The organism is Streptomyces sp. NPDC051041, assembly GCF_044456065.1.
Lineage (GTDB): Bacteria > Actinomycetota > Actinomycetes > Streptomycetales > Streptomycetaceae > Streptomyces > Streptomyces glaucus.
This window is the reverse complement of record NZ_JBITFM010000020.1, coordinates 14,895-32,180: the sequence shown is the minus strand read 5'-3', so window position 1 is coordinate 32,180 and position 17,286 is coordinate 14,895. Positions and strand designations below refer to the sequence as shown.

The window sequence follows — 17,286 nt, the reverse complement described above, 5'->3', positions numbered from 1 at the left end:
GGGCCCGTCGGGCTCACTGCAGCCTCCACTTCTGGTTGGCGGCGCCCGTGCAGCTCCAGATCTGCGCGCGGGCGCCGTTCGCCGCGGAGTTGTCCGTCACGTCCAGGCACTTGTCCGCGGCCGGGTTCACCACGTCGTTCGTCGCCGCGTCGTACGCCCAGGCCTGCGCGCCCGTGCCGTTGCATTCGTACAGCTGGACCTTCGCCCCGTCGGCCGTCGACCCGGAGGTGACGTCCAGGCACTTGCCGAGGGCGCGGATCGAGCCGTCCGCCTGCACGGTCCAGCGCTGGGCGGCCGAGCCGTTGCAGTCGTACAGCTGGACCGGGGTGCCGTCGGCGGCCGAGCCGCCCGCCACGTCCAGGCACTTGCCGGCGAGGCCGACGAAGGAGCCCGACCGGGCGCCGCCGCCCGACTGCGTGCCCGACCAGGTGAAGGTCGCCGACGTCCTGCCCGGCAGCGAGTAGGTGGCGTGCTGGTCGCCCCAGCCGATCGTCACCGTGCGCGCCGCGGCGGAGCCGTTGTACGCGATCAGCGCCTTGGAGCCGTCCGGGTTGCGCCAGGCCACGTTGGGCACCGTCGCCGAGGCCGTGGACGCGATCCGCTGGGCGCCCGGCCGGACGAACTTCGTCAGGTGGCCCATCGTGTAGTACTCGACGGTGTAGTCGACCTGCCCGTGCCGCGCGTCCCCGTTGTGCACGGTGATCAGCCCGCTGCAGGTGCCGCAGCCGCCGTTGTGCGGCCCCCGGTCCTGGTCCACCGCGAGGGACCACTTCGTCACCGACTTCGCCCAGTTGCGGGTGTAGTCGATGATGTTCATCATGTCCTCGCGCTGCTGGTCGGCGATCCAGGTGCCGCCGGAGTGCTCGGTGCCGAAGGCGTCCAGCTGCGGGTACCGGTCGTGCACGGCCGTCTGCTCGGTCACGTCGCCGCCGTAGCCGTGCCAGGCGATCCCCCCGAAGTTCGGGTGCGAGCGGATCGCCGCGTCGTCCACCGTCTGCGCCGCGTAGGCGTCGTAGGTGTCCCAGTTCCAGTCGTGCGCCAGCACCTTGGTGGAAAGGCCCGCCGCCCGCAGTCTGGGCAGCAGCTCGTTCTTGGTGAAGTAGGCGAGCCCGGAGGCGTTCCAGCTCATCGACGGGTAGCCCGCGCAGCACGTCGGCTCGTTCTGCGCGGTGACGTACGCGACGGGGATGCCCTGGTCCCGGTAGCCCTGCAGGTACTTGACGAAGTACGCGGCGTACGTGCCGTAGTGCTCCGCCTTCAGCCAGCCCCCGTTGAGCTGCCCGCTGTCCTTCATCCAGGCCGGCGCGGTCCACGGCGAGGCCATCACGGTCAGCGCCGGGTTGAGCTGCCGGGCCTGCCGGGTCAGCGGCACCACGTCCGCCAGGTCGTGCGCGAGGGAGAACTCCGACAGGTCGGGGTCGGTCTGCCCGGCCGGCACGTCGTCGTACGTGTAGCCGAAGCGGGCGAGGTCGGAGGCGCCCATCGGGTTGCGCAGGAACGACAGGCCGATGCCGTCCGCCGGCGAGAACAGCTTGCGCATGGTCTCGTCCCGGGTGGCCGGGGACAGCGCGCCGCTGCTGTTCATCAGCCAGGCCGCGGTGTCCGTGAAGGACGCGCCGCCGCCGGTGAAGGTCTGGTAGCGGGTGTTCTCGTCGACGGTGATGTTCTCGCCGCCGCCGGCGGCGCCGGCCTGGAAGGCGAACGGCGCCTGCCGCTGCAGGCCGCGCACGACATGGCGGCCGGCGGCGTCGTCGGTGGTGGTCAGCCAGGCGGTCACCGGTTCGCCGGCCGCGTGCGCCGGCGCCGTGCCCAGCGCGCTCAGCCCGGCGGTGGTCAGCAGCCCGGCGAGCAGCAGCCGTACCGCGTGCAGGGGTCTCCTCATGGAGCGCCGCCCTTCGGAGGGGGGTGGGGGGAAGGCGTGCGAGCCGTGAGTAAATGACGACTTCGCACACCCGTCAAGGGTCCGCGCGTTCATTGCTTGAACGAGCAACACCCCACGTCCGAACGGTTGTTGCTGCCGCACCGGTCCTGATGCGGACTCTTGACGACACACCGGAGGCCCAGTTGACTCACGCCGTGAGCTAAGTCGTGAGCGAATTACGAGAGTCAGCGAAGGACGTTCCATGCGAAGAACCGCCCTGCTCGCCTGCGCCACCCTCCTCGCCGGACTGCTCCCGCTGGCCTCGGCCCGCGCGGCCGTGGCCGACGACCCCGCCCCCGTCCCGGTCGACCGCTTCGAGGGCGAGGTGCCCTTCGCCGGCCCGCCCGCCGAGGGCCTGTTCACCTGGGGCTCCGACACCGACGACCCGCCCGCTCTCGCGCTGGCCGCCCGCGACGACGCCCCGGAGGGGGACAAGGTCCTCTCCGGCACCTACGACATCAGCGGCTACGGCGGCTTCAGCCACGAGTTCGCCTCCGCCGAGCCGCCCCGCGACTGGTCCGCCCACCGGGGCGTCCGCTTCTGGTGGCACGGCGAGAACAACGGCAGGAAGATCGCCTTCGAGATCAAGGACGGCGGCGCCGACGGCGGGTCGTCCGAGCTGTGGACCACCTCCTTCACCGACGACTTCACCGGCTGGAAGCGGATCGAGCTCCCCTTCACCGACTTCGCCTACCGCACGGACCACCAGCCCGTCGGCGGCATCGACCACGTCCTCGGCCTGACCGCGATGTGGGGCTACGCGGTCACGCTGCCGGCCGGCGCCGAGGGCGCCTTCGCCATGGACGGCGTGGAGCTGTACGGCCGCGCCGACCCGTCCCTGCGGGCCTTCGTCACCACCGGCTCCGCCGTGTACCCGGTCGACGAGGGCGGCACGGCGTCCGTCGAGGTCACCGTCGGCACCACCGGCTCCGCCCCCCTCGCCGACCCGGTCACCGTCGCCTACGAGACCGCGGGCGGCACCGCCGACGCGGGCCGGGACTACACCCCGGTCCGCGGCGAGGTCGCCTTCCCCGCGGGCACCGCCTCCGGCACCAGCCGCACCCTGCGCGTCCCCACCCTGAAGGACCGCTCCGCCGAGACGGCCGAGACGATCCCGCTGAGGCTCACGGTCACCGGCGCCAGGGCACCGGCCGAGACCCCCCAGGTGGTCGTCGACGCGCACGGCCTGCCGTACCTGGACGGCAGGCTCCCCGTGAAGCGGCGTGTCGCCGACCTCCTGGCCCGGATGTCCCTGGAGGAGAAGGCCGGCCAGATGACCCAGGCCGAGCGGGGCGCGCTCACCGCCCCCGGTGACATCGCGGCCTACGACCTCGGCTCGCTGCTGTCCGGCGGCGGCTCCGCCCCGACGCCCAACACGCCCGAGGCGTGGGCGAGGATGATCGACTCCTTCCAGCTCCGGACCCGGGCGACCCGCCTGCAGATCCCGCTGATCTACGGCGTGGACGCGGTGCACGGCCACAACAACGTGGCCGGCGCGACGATCATGCCGCACAACATCGGCCTCGGAGCCACCCGCGATCCCCGGCTCGCGCAGGAGACGGCGGCGGTGACCGCCGCCGAGGTCCGCGCCACCGGCATCCCCTGGGACTTCGCGCCCTGCCTGTGCGTGGCCCGCGACGACCGCTGGGGCCGCACCTACGAGTCGTTCGGCGAGGACCCGGCCCTCGTCGACGCCATGGCGACCGTCGTCCAGGGCCTCCAGGGCCGGGCCGACGGACGGGACCTGGACCGCGCCGACAAGGTCCTCGCCACCGCCAAGCACTTCGTCGGCGACGGCGGCACCGCGTACGGCTCCTCCACCACCGGCACCTACACCATCGACCAGGGCGTCACCAGGGTCACCCGGCAGGAGCTGGAGGCCGTGCACCTGGCCCCGTACCGGACGGCGGTCGACCGCGGCGTCGGCACGGTCATGCCCTCCTTCTCCTCCCTCGACCTGATCGGCGACGGCCGGGGCCCGGTGAAGATGCACGCCCGCGCCGACATGCTCGACGGCGTGCTCAAGGACCGCATGGGCTTCGACGGCTTCGTCATCAGCGACTGGCAGGCCATCGACCAGCTCCCCGGCGACTACGCCTCCGACGTCCGCACCTCCGTCAACGCGGGCCTCGACATGATCATGGTCCCGTACGCCTACCGGGACTTCCGCACCACGCTCGTCGACGAGGTGCGGGCGGGCCGGATCGACGAGCGGCGGATCGACGACGCCGTCTCCCGCATCCTCACCCAGAAGTTCAGACTGGGCCTCTTCGAGCGGCCGTACGCCGACACCGCCGGCGCCGCGAGGATCGGCTCCGCCGCGCACCGGGCGGTGGCCCGCGAGGCGGCGGCCGAGTCGCAGGTGCTGCTGAAGAACGCCGGCGGGGCGCTGCCGCTGAAGAAGCACCAGAAGGTGTACGTCGCCGGGTCCAACGCCGACGACATCGGCAACCAGAGCGGCGGCTGGACCATCACCTGGCAGGGCTCGTCCGGCGACGTCACCCCGGGCACGACCGTCCTGGAGGCGATGCGCGAGCACTCCCCGGACCTGACGTACTCCGAGGACGCCTCGGCCCCGACCCGGGGCCACGACGTCGGCGTGGTCGTCGTCGGCGAGACCCCGTACGCCGAGGGCGCCGGCGACGTCGGCAACGGCCACGACCTGGAGCTGTCCGCCGCCGACCGGGCGGCCGTGGACAAGGTGTGCGCCGCGATGACGTGCGCGGTGCTGGTCGTCTCCGGACGCCCGCAGCTGATCGGCGACCGGCTCGGCGCGATCGACGCGCTGGTGGCGTCCTGGCTGCCGGGCACCGAGGGCGACGGCGTCGCCGACGTGCTCTACGGGCGGCGGCCGTTCACCGGGCAGCTCCCGGTGACCTGGCCGAAGTCGGAGGCGCAGCTGCCGATCAACGTGGGCGACTCCTCCTACGACCCGCAGTTCCCCTACGGCTGGGGCCTGACCACCTTGACGAAGGTCCCGCGGGGCGGCGCGGCGACCCTGAAGGCGCTCGGCGTCGCGGCGTCGGCCGCCGAACGGGCGGGCGCGGAGGAGACCGGCCGGGCCCTGGTCACCAAGGCGCGGCTGATCGTCCAGCACAAGGCGGCGGACCGGATCACCGAGGCGGTGGCCAAGCCCTTCGCCGACGCGGACCGCCTGCTGCTGACCGGCCGCTACGGCGCGGCGGTGCAGAAGCTGACGCAGGCCTACCGGGCCGCCTGAGCCGCCCGGTACGGACGTCGGCCCCGGCCGGGAAAGTCCCTGCCGGGGCCGATGTCCGTTTCTGTTCCGGTTCAGGTAGCTTCGAACGTATGAAGGTCGCATGGACGCGTACCTGGGTACGCCTGCTGATCGTGCCGGTCGCCGCCGTCCTGGCGGCGCTGACGGCCGGTGTGCCGGGAGCACACGCGGCCACCGACCTCTCCGTGATCGCTCAGGAACTGCGCGAGGATCCCGTCTACGTCGACCCGGCCGCGACCGACATCCTGTCGGAGGCCGACGCCGACGCGCTCTCCGACAAGATCAGGGACGCGGACAAACCCGTCTTCGTGGCCGTCCTGCCGGCCGACTACCCCACGCAGAACCTCTTCCAGAACCTGCGCACCGAAACCGGCGTCACCGGCCTGTACGGCGTCCGCCTGGGCGACGAGTTCGACGCCCGCGCCGACAGCAGCGTGCTCAGCCGCCAGGGCGTGGACAACCTGGTCACGGCCGTCCAGGGCGCGGGCGACCCCAAGGCCCAGCTGAACGACTTCGTCGACGACGCGCTGCGCAGCGTGGGCGGCTCCGCGCCGAACGGCTGGAGCGACGGCGCGGGCGGCGACGTGTCGACCACCGCGCTGATCACCACCGGCGCGGTCCTGGCGGCGGGCGGCGCCGGCGCGTACGCCCTGGTGCGGCGCAACCGGCGCCGGCACGAGCAGGAGCAGCGGGCCGCCCTGGAGAAGCTGCGGGTGGTGGTCGACGAGGACATCACCGCCTTCGGCGAGGAACTGGACCGCCTGGACTTCCACCCGGCGGAACCGGGCGCCGACGACGCGATGCGCGCCGACTACGAACGGGCCCTGGACGCCTACGAGCAGGCCAAGGAGCTGATGGCGGCGACGGCGAAACCGGAGGACGTCCGGGCCGTCACCGAGACCGTGGAGGACGGCCGCTTCGCGCTCGCCCGGCTCGCCGCCCGCCGCGCCGGCGGGCCGCTGCCCGAACGCCGCCCGCCCTGCTTCTTCGACCCGCGCCACGGTCCGTCGGTCGCCGACGCCCTGTGGACGCCGCCGGGCGGCGCGGCGCGGGAGGTCCCGGTCTGCGCCGCCGACCGGACCCGGCTGGCCGAGGGCCGCGACCCGGCGGTCCGCGAGGTGGACACCGAGTACGGCCGCCGTCCGTACTGGGAGGCCGGACCCGCCTACGGCCCCTGGGCCGGCGGCTACTTCGGCGGCGGCCTCCTGCCCGGCCTGCTCGTCGGCACGATGCTCGGCAGCATGATGGCCACCCCCGCCTACGCGGCCGACTACGGCGCCGGTTACGGCGACTTCGGCGGCTCCGAGGGCGGCGACGTCTCCGGTGCCGACTTCAACACCGACGACTTCACGGGCGGCTTCGGCGGCGGTGACTTCGGCGGCGGCGGTGACTTCGGCGGGGGCGGAGGCGGGGGCGACTTCGGCGGCGGGTTCTGACTCCGCTCCCGCGGCCCTCCCCGGCGGGGCGACACGGCCGGGGAGGGCCGCGGGCGGGGACCCCGGCAGGACCGCCTGGTGCGCGTCCGCCCGCCGGGGCCCGGTTCCTCCCCCGCCCTCGGCGGGCGGACGGGGACGGCGTCAGCCGTTACCCGGAGGGCTCGGCGATCAGCGCCGTGGCCACGGAGCGGAAGCCGAGCCGGGCGTAGACCCGGGCGACGTCGTCGTCGCCCGCGGACAGGAAAACCGTCTCGACCCCCCGTGACCGCGCGTCGGCCACCAGCGCGGCGGTCACCGCCCGCGCCAGACCGCGACGGCGCGCGGCCGGCAGGGTTCCCACACCGACGATCTCGCTGACCGCGCCGACCGGCTGGTGCTGGCCGGCGCACAGCGCCGTGCCGTCGGCCACCGCGGCGGCGACCCGCGTCAGGCCGGCCGCCATGCGCGCCGTCACCTGTTCCACCGATCCGTCACCGGCACGGTCGCGCACCGCCTGGTCCAGTTCCGCGGGTCCGGCGGCGCCGATCCCGGTGCCCGGCTCGGCGAAAGCCAGGTGGGGGACGGTCAGCGCGCTCGGCAGCACGGGATCGTCCGGCGCCACGATGCGCACCACCGCGCCCCCGGCCGCCTCGGGCACGGCGGGAGTCGGGGTGTCCGGTCCGAGCACCATCAAGGGGTGCTCGTGCACGGTGAGCCCGGCCTGCTCGGCCGCGGCCCGCAGGGCGGGCGCGGTCTCGGCCACCCACTCGAAGCTCTCCGGAACGCCCAGTTCGCGCTGCCGGGAACGGACCCGGTCCACGTCGTCCGCACGCACGGCGCCGGACCGTCCCGGGGTCGGACGGGCGTAGAGGGGCCAGCCCTCCCCCTCCCGTACGAACAGGGTCAGCGGCCCGAAGTCCTCGGCCCGGGCACCGGAGCGGGGGACCGTGTCGTAGTACCGCTCAAGTCGGTCCAGCAGCTCACGGCGATCGTCAAGGTCCACAGGCGTCACGCCGGGCATCCAACCAGAGGCAGGGGAACCGCAGCCACGGCATTACGCGGGTCCGGAGGGGGCGGACGCCTTCCGCGGGAGCCGTGCGGGACGTGGTGTCCACGGCGGGACACGCCGAGCGCCCGCCTTCCCGGACGGGGGGAGCCGGAAGGCGGGCGCGCTCGTGGGGCGGCGTCGGGGCGGGGCCGTCAGGCCTTCCTGACCGCCGAGACGTCGAAGGTCAGCCTGATCCTGTCGGACACCAGGACGCCGCCGGTCTCCAGGGCCGCGTTCCAGGTCAGGCCCCAGTCCGAGCGCAGGATCTCCGCCTTGCCCTCGAAGCCGACGCGCTCGTTGCCGAAGGGGTCCTTGGCGGCGCCGTTGAACTCCAGGTCGATGGTGACCGGCCGGGTGGTGCCGAGGATGGTCAGGTCGCCGGTGATGCGGTAGTCGTCGCCGCCCAGGGCCTGTGCCGCGGTGGAGCGGAAGGTCATGGTCGGGAACTCGTCCGTCCGGAAGAAGTCTGCGCTCCTGAGGTGGCCGTCGCGGTCGGCGGACCCCGTGTCGATGCTGTCCATCGCGATGTCGAGGGAGGCCGTGGACCGGGACGGGTCGCTGCCGTCGAGGTGCAGCTCGCCGCTGAAGTCGAGGAACTTGCCCTTGACGTTGGTGACCATGGCGTGGCGGGCGGTGAAGCCCAGCGTGGAGTGGGCCGGGTCGATGGTGTAGTCGCCGCTCAGCGCGGCCAGGTCCGGGGCGACCGGGGCGGGGACGGTGGCGGTGGCGGTGTCCTTGCGGCCGAAGATGCCCATGGCGTGCTCCTCTGATCGAAGAAGTTGAACGTTCAATCAGTCCAACGGGCTCGACTGTAGCCCTATTCCGTTCAATGTTCAACCTCTTTGGCCGGGGCGTGGTGCGGCGCGGCCCGCCGGTCCGCCGCCGGGGCCGTACGGCTACGCTCTGCGGGGGCGGACCGCTCCGGGCGGGCGAACCGCCGAAGGGGCGTCCGGGGCCGTCCGGTGCGCGCGGCCGGACGGGAACGGCTCGGCCGGGATCCCCGCGACGGGGCGCCGGCCCGGGATCCGCGTCACTCCGGGGGCGGAACGCACCGGCCGCCGTTGTGAGGCGGCTCTCGTAGCACGGCTTTGTCCGGCCCCTACAAGCCGCATACCTCCGATCAGTCGAAACGACTGCATGTCGTTGTGGTTATGTTCAGGGGTACCAGGAAAACGCGCCGGAGACTGTACGGAGTCGACGGCTCGCTTTCCGCGCGTGACTTCGTAAGGTCGCTACATGACCGTTTTGGATGAGGCGCCGGGTGAGCCGACGGACGCGCGCGGGCGGGTGGCCGAACTGCACGAGATTCGTGCCCAGGCACTCGCGGGTCCCAGCGAGAGGGCGACCGAGGCGCAGCACGCCAAGGGCAAGCTGACCGCGCGGGAGCGTATCGAGCTGCTGCTGGACCCCGGTTCCTTCCGGGAGGTCGAGCAGCTGCGCCGGCACCGGGCCACGGGCTTCGGCCTGGAGGCCAGGAAGCCGTACACCGACGGTGTGATCACCGGCTGGGGCACGGTGGAGGGCCGGACGGTCTTCGTCTACGCCCACGACTTCCGGATCTTCGGCGGCGCGCTGGGCGAGGCCCACGCCGCCAAGATCCACAAGATCATGGACATGGCCATCGCGGCCGGAGCCCCGCTGGTGTCGCTGAACGACGGCGCCGGCGCCCGCATCCAGGAGGGCGTCTCCGCCCTCGCGGGCTACGGCGGCATCTTCCAGCGCAACACCAAGGCCTCCGGCGTCATCCCGCAGATCTCGGTGATGCTGGGCCCGTGCGCGGGCGGCGCGGCCTACAGCCCCGCCCTGACCGACTTCGTGTTCATGGTCCGCGAGACCTCGCAGATGTTCATCACCGGCCCGGACGTCGTCAAGGCGGTCACCGGCGAGGAGATCACCCAGAACGGCCTGGGCGGCGCCGACGTGCACGCCGAGACCTCCGGCGTGTGCCACTTCGCCTACGACGACGAGGAGACGTGCCTGGCGGAGGTGCGCTACCTGCTGTCGCTGCTGCCGCAGAACAACCGGGAGAACCCGCCGCGGGTGGAGTGCGCCGACCCGGCCGGCCGCCGCTCGGACGTCCTGCTGGACCTGGTGCCGGCGGACGGCAACCGGCCGTACGACATGACCAAGGTCATCGAGGAGATCGTCGACGACGGCGAGTACCTGGAGGTCCACGAGCGCTGGGCGCGCAACATCATCTGCGCGCTGGCCCGTCTCGACGGCCAGGTGGTCGGCATCATCGCCAACCAGCCGCAGGTGCTGGCGGGCGTGCTGGACATCGAGGCGTCGGAGAAGGCCGCGCGCTTCGTCCAGATGTGCGACGCCTTCAACATCCCGATCGTCACGTTCCTCGACGTCCCGGGCTTCCTCCCGGGCGTCGACCAGGAACACGGCGGGATCATCCGGCACGGCGCGAAGCTGCTGTACGCGTACTGCAACGCGACCGTGCCGAGGATCTCGCTGATCCTGCGCAAGGCGTACGGCGGCGCGTACATCGTCATGGACAGCCAGTCCATCGGCGCCGACCTGACCTACGCGTGGCCGACCAACGAGATCGCGGTGATGGGCGCCGAGGGCGCGGCCAACGTCATCTTCCGCCGCCAGATCGCCGAGGCCGAGGACCCCGAGGCGATGCGGCAGAAGATGGTCAAGGAGTACAAGGCCGAGCTGATGCACCCGTACTACGCGGCCGAACGCGGCCTGGTCGACGACGTCATCGACCCGGCGGAGACCCGCGAGGTACTGATCAAGTCCCTGGCGATGCTGCAGACCAAGCACGCCGACCTGCCCTCCCGCAAGCACGGCAACCCGCCCCAGTGATCCGGCGGATCCCTCGCGGCAACCCCGCGGACCCCTCAGCCACGGAGACTGACACCCATGGACACTCCTGACATCCGCGTCGAGAAGGGCCACGCCGAGCCCGAGGAGGTCGCCGCCCTCACGGCGCTCCTCCTGGCCCGCGCGGCCGCCCGCCCGGCCGCCACGGCCCCGGCCCACCGCGGCCACCGGCGCGCCGGCTGGCGCCGCCTGGAACGCGAGGGCGGCTTCCGCGCCCCGCACAGCTGGCGCTGAGCCGAGGGAGCTTCCCAGGGGCCCATCCCGGACGGGGTGGGCCCCTTTCCCGTGCCCGGCGGCAGGCCGGGGCGTGCAGGGGCCGCGCGCGGGCGTGAGGAGGCGCGAAAGGGGGCGCCCTCTCCAGACCGGAGAGGGCGCCCCCTGCTGTTCGTTCCGACCGGCCGCGCTAGCGCAGGCGTGCCATCAGGGCGTGCTCCACGAGCGTGATCAGGGTCGACTTGGCGTCCGCGCGGTGGCGGGCGTCGGTGGTGATGATCGGGGTGTCGGGGCCGATCTGGAGGGCTTCGCGCACCTCGTCCGGGGTGTAGGGCTGCTGGCCGTCGAAGCCGTTGAGGGCGATGACGAAGGGCAGGCCGCTGTTCTCGAAGTAGTCGACGGCGGGGAAGCAGTCGGCGAGCCGGCGGGTGTCGACCAGGACCACCGCGCCGATGGCGCCGCGCACCAGGTCGTCCCACATGAACCAGAAGCGGTCCTGGCCCGGTGTGCCGAACAGGTACAGGATCAGGTCCTGGTCGAGGGTGATGCGGCCGAAGTCCATGGCCACCGTGGTGGTGGTCTTGTCCCCGGTGTGGGTGAGGTCGTCGATGCCCGCCGAAGCAGACGTCATGACGGCCTCCGTGCGCAGCGGGTTGATCTCCGAGACGGCGCCGACGAACGTGGTCTTGCCCACGCCGAAGCCGCCCGCCACCACGATCTTCGCGGAGGTGGTGGAGCGGGAAGGACCGCCGCTAGAGCTTGCGAAGTCCACTGAGCACCCTTTCGAGCAGTGTCACGTCTGGCTGGCCGCCGGCGTTCTCGTCGCCGCCGGGCTGATGAATGGCGACCAGTCCCGCCTCCGCCAAATCGGCGACGAGGATCCTGGCCACGCCGAGGGGAATGGTCAGGAGCGCCGAGATTTCGGCGACCGACTTGATCTCTCGGCAGAGGTTGCAGATCCGCTGATGCTCGGGCAGCTGGCCCTGCATCTGGTGCGGCTGCGCGGTGGTGTGCACCAGCGCCTCGATGGCGAGCTGGTACCGCGGCCTGGTACGACCGCCCGTCATGGCGTACGGGCGCACCAGGGGGTTGTTCGACGCCCCTGCGGGCGCCGGCTCGGGGGTACGGCGCTGAGGCTGCACGGGCTGGATGTGCGGCGCCTGCGGCTGGTCGTACGGCAGAGGACCGGGGTCCTGCGGCGCGTACGGCTGCCGGTGGTTCGGTGCGGAGGGGAAGTCGTACCGGTTCTGGGAACCGTCGTTCTGGCCCTGGGCAGGGCCGTACGACCAGTTGCCCGAAGGCGAACCGCCTGGGGGTGTTGCCACTTTCTCCTCCTCCGACTGTGCCTGGCACCCATCACTGTGAGGCCGCGTCCCAAGACCTTACGGCCCCGGGACGCCGATACGCACCGTTCGCCCGTCAGTTGAGAAGGCTCCCTTGGAGTTCCGCGCGAAGGTCCGGTGTCAGGACCGTACCGGCGCGGTCGACCAGAAGGGCCATCTCGTACCCGATGAGGCCGATGTCCGCCTCCGGGTGTGCGAGAACCGCGAGCGACGAACCGTCGGAGATGGACATGATGAAGAGGAATCCTCGCTCCATCTCCACAACCGTCTGGTTCACGCTGCCGCCCTCGAAGATCCGGGAGGCGCCTGCCGTCAGAGACGTCAGACCGGAGGCGACGGCCGCGAGCTGGTCGGCGCGGTCGCGGGGGAAGCCTTCGGACATCGCCAGAAGGAGTCCGTCGGCGGAGACCACCACCGTGTGGGACACCCCCGGGGTGTTGTCCACGAAGTTGGTGATCAACCAGTTCAGGTTCTGTGCCGCCTGGCTCATCGGGCTCACACTAACGCTCCTGGTCGTAGGTGCTGTCAGGACCGAAGCCCTGGCCGTTCGTTTCACTGCCTGCGTTGCGGCCTCGCTGGACGCCGCGCCGCAGGTTGCTCAGCCTGCCCCGGACGTCCTCCGGGGCGCGGGAGACCTGTGGGCCCCCCTGAGGGGTGCTCTCGGCGGAACCCTCGATCAGGTTGGCCTTGGGCACCCGCAGCGGCAGGCCGGAGGAGGTCACCCCGCCCGCCTTGGGTTTCCGGAGCTGCGCGGCCTGCTGCCAGCGCTCGTCGTTCGCCGAGCGCCAGCTGCTGTCGCTGTTGCTCTCCGGCGCGGAGGCCGGCGGCTCCTGGTGCGCGTGCCGCGCGCCGTCCGTGCCGTGCGCGCCGCCCGCGGGGGAACCGCGGCGGGGGAGCCCGGCGTCGGTCAGCTCGTGGCCGGCGGAGGGGGCCGGTCCCGGACGGTCGAAGCCTACGCGGTCCGCCTCGCCCACGTCAGCGGCCTGCGCGGATTCCGCTTCGGGGGCATCCGAAGCGTACTGGGACGCGTAGCCGTTCCGGTAGCCGCCCTGCTGCGGCCAGTCGTCCTGGTGCCGCCGCTGCTCGAAGGCGGGGAACGTCCCCTGCCCGGCCGTGCCCGCCGCCGGGTGCTGCTCCTGGGCCGGCTCCGCGTAGGAGGGCTCGGGGTAGCCGCCGCTGGCCGGGAAGCCCTCGCCCTGCGGCGGTGCGCCGTTCGGCGCGTAGTACTGCTCGTCGTACGCGGCCTGCTGCTGGTTCCCGTACGACGGCTGCTGCTCCTCGTACGCCTGCTGCTGCTCGTACGCCGTCTGCGGGTCGTACGCGGCGGGCTGCTCCGGGTAGGGGGTCTGGCCGGTGTCGTAGCCCTGGGCCCCGTGCTGCGCGGCGAACTGGCCGGTGAACTGGTCGGTGAACTGGTCGGTGAACGCGGACGCCTCCGCGGCCTCCTGGACGTCCTGCGACGCCTGGGCCGCCTGCTGGCCCTGCGCCTGGGCCTCCAGGGCCGCACGGCGCTCCTCGCGCATCAGGGAGCGGCCGACCGGGTCCAGCTCGCGTATGTCGTCGGGGACGTCGGCGTAGCGGCTGTCGTCGAAGCCGAGCTCCGCGGCCGTGCGCAGGGGCTGCTGCTGGTTGAAGTTCTCGCCCGGGAAGTTCTGCTCCGGGATGATCTGCGAGACGGTGAACTCGTCGCGCTCCTGGAGCTGTTCGCCGCCACCGCCGTGCGTGATCGCGTCCGGCAGCATGACCAGCGAGGTGGTGCCGGCCTGCTCGCCCGAGGGGCGCAGCTGGACGCGGATGCCGTGCCGGTCGGCCAGCCGGCCGACCACGAACAGGCCCATGCGCTGCGAGATCGCGGCGTCCACGGTCGGTGGGTTGGCCAGCCTGTGGTTGATGTCCGCGAAGTCCTCGGCGGTCAGGCCGATGCCCTTGTCGTGGATCTCGATCATCACGCGGCCGTCGGGCAGCCGGGTCGCGGTGACGCGGACCTTGGTCTGCGGGGAGGAGAACGTGGTGGCGTTCTCCAGCAGCTCGGCCAGCAGGTGCACGAGGTCGGTCACGGCCCGGCCGTGGATCTCGGCCTCCGGGACGCCCTGCAGCTCGATGCGCTCGTACTGCTCCACCTCGGAGGAGGCGGCGCGCAGCACGTCGATCAGCGGCACCGGCTGGTCCCAGCGGCGGCCGGGCTCCTCGCCGGCGAGGACCAGCAGGTTCTCGCCGTTGCGGCGCATACGGGTCGCCAGGTGGTCCAGCTTGAAGAGGTTCTCCAGCTGGTCCGGGTCGGCCTCGTTGTTCTCCAGGTCGGTGATGAGGGTCAGCTGGCCCTCGATCAGGGACTGGTTGCGGCGCGAGAGGTTGGTGAAGATCGCGTTGATGTTGCCCCGCAGCAGCGCCTGCTCGGCGGCGAGCCGGACGGCCTCGCGGTGGACCTGGTCGAAGGCGCGGGCGACCTCGCCGATCTCGTCGGTGGTGCTGATCGGGATCGGCGCGACCCGGGTGTCGACCCGGCCGGGGTCGGTGCGGGAGAGCTGGTCGACCAGCATCGGCAGGCGCTGCTCGGCGATGCCGAAGGCGGCGTTGCGCAGCTGGCGCATCGAGCGGCTCATCTGGCGGGCCACCATGCCGGCCAGGATGAACGCGGCGAGCAGGGCGATCACGACGGCCGCGCCGGTGACGAGGGCGTCGCGCTGGGCGTCGTCGGCGATCCGGGCGGCCTCGTCCACCGCCGCGCCGGTCATGTCCGACTCGATCTCGCGGTACGCGTCGAACTTGAGGGTGTTGACCGCCCACCAGTTCTCCGGGGTGATGCCCTGCCGGGCCAGCGCGGCGCGGGCGCTGCGGTCCGTGGTGGGCAGCTGGGCCAGCTCGGAGACCATCGTGGTCGGGTTGGCGGGCGGCGCCACGTAGTCCGGGTTCTCGGACCTGGCCTTCTTGGCCATCTCCGCGCCGTCGGCCTTGATCTGCTTCTCGGCCTGCTCCAGCTTGGCCGCGTCCTCCTCGGTGCCGCCGCCGAGGTACTCCTCGCGGGCGATGCCCTCCAGGTAGGCGTAGGAGGACAGGGCGACGCGCTGGCTGGCGAGGTGGGCGGGGTCGGGACCCGGCTTGACCAGCATGTGCATGCCGATGGAACGCTGCAGCGACAGCGCCGACTTGGTCAGGGAGATGGCGTAGACGGTCCGGCCGTAGCTGGTGATGTTGCCGGTGCCCAGACCGAGCTCGTTGGCGAACTCCATCAGGGGGTGGGCGACCTGGACGTAGCCCTCCTCGGTCTTCACGCCGGTCAGCTTGTTGGTGTAGGCGCCGGCGCGCAGCGTCTGGAGCTTGGGCTCCTGCTCGCGGAACTGCTTCAGGCGGCGCTCCAGACCGGCCTTCGCCGGCATGCCCTGCGCCGCCGTGTCGAAGGCGTCGGCGGCCTGGTCGGTGGCCTTGCGGGCCTCGGCGACGGTCTCGTCGTCCTGGCCCGCGCCCCGCAGCAGGGGGGCGGCGGTGACGTCGCGCTCGTTGTAGAGGGCGTTGGCGTAGGCCAGCGAGGCCCGCACCAGGTGGGCGGTGCTCTCCGCGTCCTCGGCCTCCTGCCAGGTGTCGATCGAGCTCTTCACCTGGAAGCCGCCCATGACGAGACCGACCAGCACGGGTATGAGCAGGATCGCGTTGAGCCGGGTGGTCACCCGCCAGTTGCGCGGGGAGAGACGGCCGCCGCTGCGGGCGGGCGCGACCGTCGGCTCCGGACCGGGCACGGGGGCGGGCGCCGCTGTGCGCGGCGGCGGGGTGAAGTTGCCCCGGGCCGACGGCTCGGGACTGTTCTTGCTTCGCCTCACTCGACCAACAACCTCTCGGCGGTCGGCACCTACGTTGTGCCGCAGTGTCTCAGAGCCCGGTACGCCATCGAGTACGCAGTACTGCTGAGTACGTCTTTGACTATGGGGCAGTTCAGGCATTCCAGCACGACGGCCTGCGCTCTTCCAAACATGGGAACGCGGGGATGGCAAGTGACGTGAGCCCTAGATAAAACGGTCATAAAGAGCGAGCTCCGTCAAAAGGCGGGGCTTTTGTGCGCGCAGCGGCATCGGATGATCGCGACGCGTGGCCGCGTCGGCCGATTCTCTGCCGAAACGTTATGAACACCGGAGCCGACCGTGTCAAAGGACACAGCCGGCTCCGCGCCGCCGCGGCAGGCCCCGGCAACTGCCGTGTCGCGCTGTCGACTTGCCGCTAGCGCAGGCGTGCCATCAGGGCGTGCTCCACGAGCGTGATCAGGGTCGACTTGGCGTCCGCGCGGTGGCGGGCGTCGGTGGTGATGATCGGGGTGTCGGGGCCGATCTGGAGGGCTTCGCGCACCTCGTCCGGGGTGTAGGGCTGCTGGCCGTCGAAGCCGTTGAGGGCGATGACGAAGGGCAGGCCGCTGTTCTCGAAGTAGTCGACGGCGGGGAAGCAGTCGGCGAGCCGGCGGGTGTCGACCAGGACCACCGCGCCGATGGCGCCGCGCACCAGGTCGTCCCACATGAACCAGAAGCGGTCCTGGCCCGGTGTGCCGAACAGGTACAGGATCAGGTCCTGGTCGAGGGTGATGCGGCCGAAGTCCATGGCCACCGTGGTGGTGGTCTTGTCCCCGGTGTGGGTGAGGTCGTCGATGCCCGCCGAAGCAGACGTCATGACGGCCTCCGTGCGCAGCGGGTTGATCTCCGAGACGGCGCCGACGAACGTGGTCTTGCCCACGCCGAAGCCGCCCGCCACCACGATCTTCGCGGAGGTGGTCGCCCGGCCTCCGTCAGAGCTTGCGAAGTCCACTGAGCACCCTTTCGAGCAGTGTCACGTCCGGCGCGCCGGTCGTCTCGTCGCCGCCCGGCTGGTGGATCGCGACGAGACCGGCCTCCGCCAGGTCCGCGACGAGGATCCGGGCCACGCCCAGCGGCATGTTCAGGAGCGCGGACACCTCGGCGACCGACTTGACCTCGCGGCACAGGTGGCAGATGCGCTGGTGCTCCGGAAGGAGTCCCATGAGCACGGCCGGGTCGGCCGTCGTGCTGATCAGTGCCTCGATGGCCAGCTGGTACCGGGGCCGCGTCCGGCCGCCGGTCATCGCGTACGGCCGTACCAGCGGCTGGTCGCCCTCGTCCTCGTACGGCTCCGCGTACGGATCATGAGAGGCGGTGGGCGGGGTCATGGATCCTCCGGGCGGGACAGCAAGTCGGTCAGTCAAGCCGTCTGACGGGGCCGGTGGGGGGATTGTGGCGGCCGGACGGTGATTTGGTGAGACGGGTGGTGCCGGAACC

At 72.2% G+C, this 17,286-nt stretch carries 13 protein-coding genes; 4 read left to right on the top strand and 9 right to left on the bottom strand.

Annotated features, from left to right (window positions below; translation table 11 throughout):
* Positions 1-13 precede the first annotated feature (13 nt).
* Positions 14-1,882 (bottom strand): lectin, encoded by a 1,869-nt coding sequence (locus ACIBAI_RS24975; RefSeq protein ID WP_399037554.1) that lies wholly within the window; start codon positions 1,880-1,882, stop codon positions 14-16.
* A gap of 241 nt (positions 1,883-2,123) precedes the next feature.
* Here ACIBAI_RS24975 and ACIBAI_RS24970 point away from each other — a divergent pair, with 241 nt between their 5' ends.
* Positions 2,124-5,141 (top strand): glycoside hydrolase family 3 N-terminal domain-containing protein, encoded by a 3,018-nt coding sequence (locus ACIBAI_RS24970; RefSeq protein WP_399037552.1) that lies wholly within the window; start codon positions 2,124-2,126, stop codon positions 5,139-5,141.
* An 89-nt stretch (positions 5,142-5,230) separates the two neighbouring features.
* Positions 5,231-6,595, top strand: a complete 1,365-nt coding sequence (locus ACIBAI_RS24965) for a hypothetical protein (protein WP_399037550.1) — start codon at positions 5,231-5,233, stop codon at positions 6,593-6,595.
* Positions 6,596-6,743: 148 nt separating this feature from the next.
* Here ACIBAI_RS24965 and ACIBAI_RS24960 read toward each other — a convergent pair whose 3' ends face one another.
* Positions 6,744-7,586: a GNAT family N-acetyltransferase gene (locus tag ACIBAI_RS24960; RefSeq protein WP_399037549.1), complete on the bottom strand. Its 843-nt coding sequence runs from the start codon at positions 7,584-7,586 to the stop codon at positions 6,744-6,746.
* Between the two features lie 188 nt (positions 7,587-7,774).
* Complete coding sequence (locus ACIBAI_RS24955) at positions 7,775-8,377, bottom strand: YceI family protein (protein WP_399037547.1); 603 nt, start codon at positions 8,375-8,377, stop codon at positions 7,775-7,777.
* A gap of 481 nt (positions 8,378-8,858) precedes the next feature.
* Here ACIBAI_RS24955 and ACIBAI_RS24950 point away from each other — a divergent pair, with 481 nt between their 5' ends.
* Together ACIBAI_RS24950 and ACIBAI_RS24945 are read left to right on the top strand one after the other, a co-directional pair.
* On the top strand, positions 8,859-10,442 hold the full coding sequence (locus tag ACIBAI_RS24950) for an acyl-CoA carboxylase subunit beta (RefSeq protein ID WP_399037546.1): 1,584 nt from the start codon (positions 8,859-8,861) through the stop codon (positions 10,440-10,442).
* A 57-nt stretch (positions 10,443-10,499) separates the two neighbouring features.
* Complete coding sequence (locus ACIBAI_RS24945) at positions 10,500-10,694, top strand: acyl-CoA carboxylase epsilon subunit (RefSeq protein ID WP_399037544.1); 195 nt, start codon at positions 10,500-10,502, stop codon at positions 10,692-10,694.
* A 169-nt stretch (positions 10,695-10,863) separates the two neighbouring features.
* On the opposite strand, the gene ACIBAI_RS24940 is transcribed toward ACIBAI_RS24945, so the two are convergent.
* The 6 genes from ACIBAI_RS24940 to ACIBAI_RS24915 form a co-directional block, all read right to left on the bottom strand.
* Positions 10,864-11,445, bottom strand: coding sequence for an ATP/GTP-binding protein (locus ACIBAI_RS24940; protein ID WP_114255509.1), 582 nt, complete (start codon positions 11,443-11,445; stop codon positions 10,864-10,866).
* Positions 11,426-11,998, bottom strand: coding sequence for a DUF742 domain-containing protein (locus tag ACIBAI_RS24935; RefSeq protein ID WP_399037541.1), 573 nt, complete (start codon positions 11,996-11,998; stop codon positions 11,426-11,428). Before ACIBAI_RS24935 ends, ACIBAI_RS24940 begins: the two co-directional genes overlap by 20 nt.
* Positions 11,999-12,092: 94 nt before the next feature.
* Positions 12,093-12,506 (bottom strand): roadblock/LC7 domain-containing protein, encoded by a 414-nt coding sequence (locus ACIBAI_RS24930; RefSeq protein WP_004983065.1) that lies wholly within the window; start codon positions 12,504-12,506, stop codon positions 12,093-12,095.
* 10 nt (positions 12,507-12,516) lie between these two features.
* On the bottom strand, positions 12,517-15,831 hold the full coding sequence (locus tag ACIBAI_RS24925) for a nitrate- and nitrite sensing domain-containing protein (protein WP_399037540.1): 3,315 nt from the start codon (positions 15,829-15,831) through the stop codon (positions 12,517-12,519).
* Positions 15,832-16,225: 394 nt separating this feature from the next.
* A complete protein-coding gene (locus ACIBAI_RS24920) occupies positions 16,226-16,801 on the bottom strand; it encodes a GTP-binding protein (protein WP_399037537.1) in 576 nt (191 codons plus the stop codon).
* Complete coding sequence (locus tag ACIBAI_RS24915) at positions 16,782-17,177, bottom strand: DUF742 domain-containing protein (RefSeq protein WP_309062608.1); 396 nt, start codon at positions 17,175-17,177, stop codon at positions 16,782-16,784. Before ACIBAI_RS24915 ends, ACIBAI_RS24920 begins: the two co-directional genes overlap by 20 nt.
* Positions 17,178-17,286 lie beyond the last annotated feature (109 nt).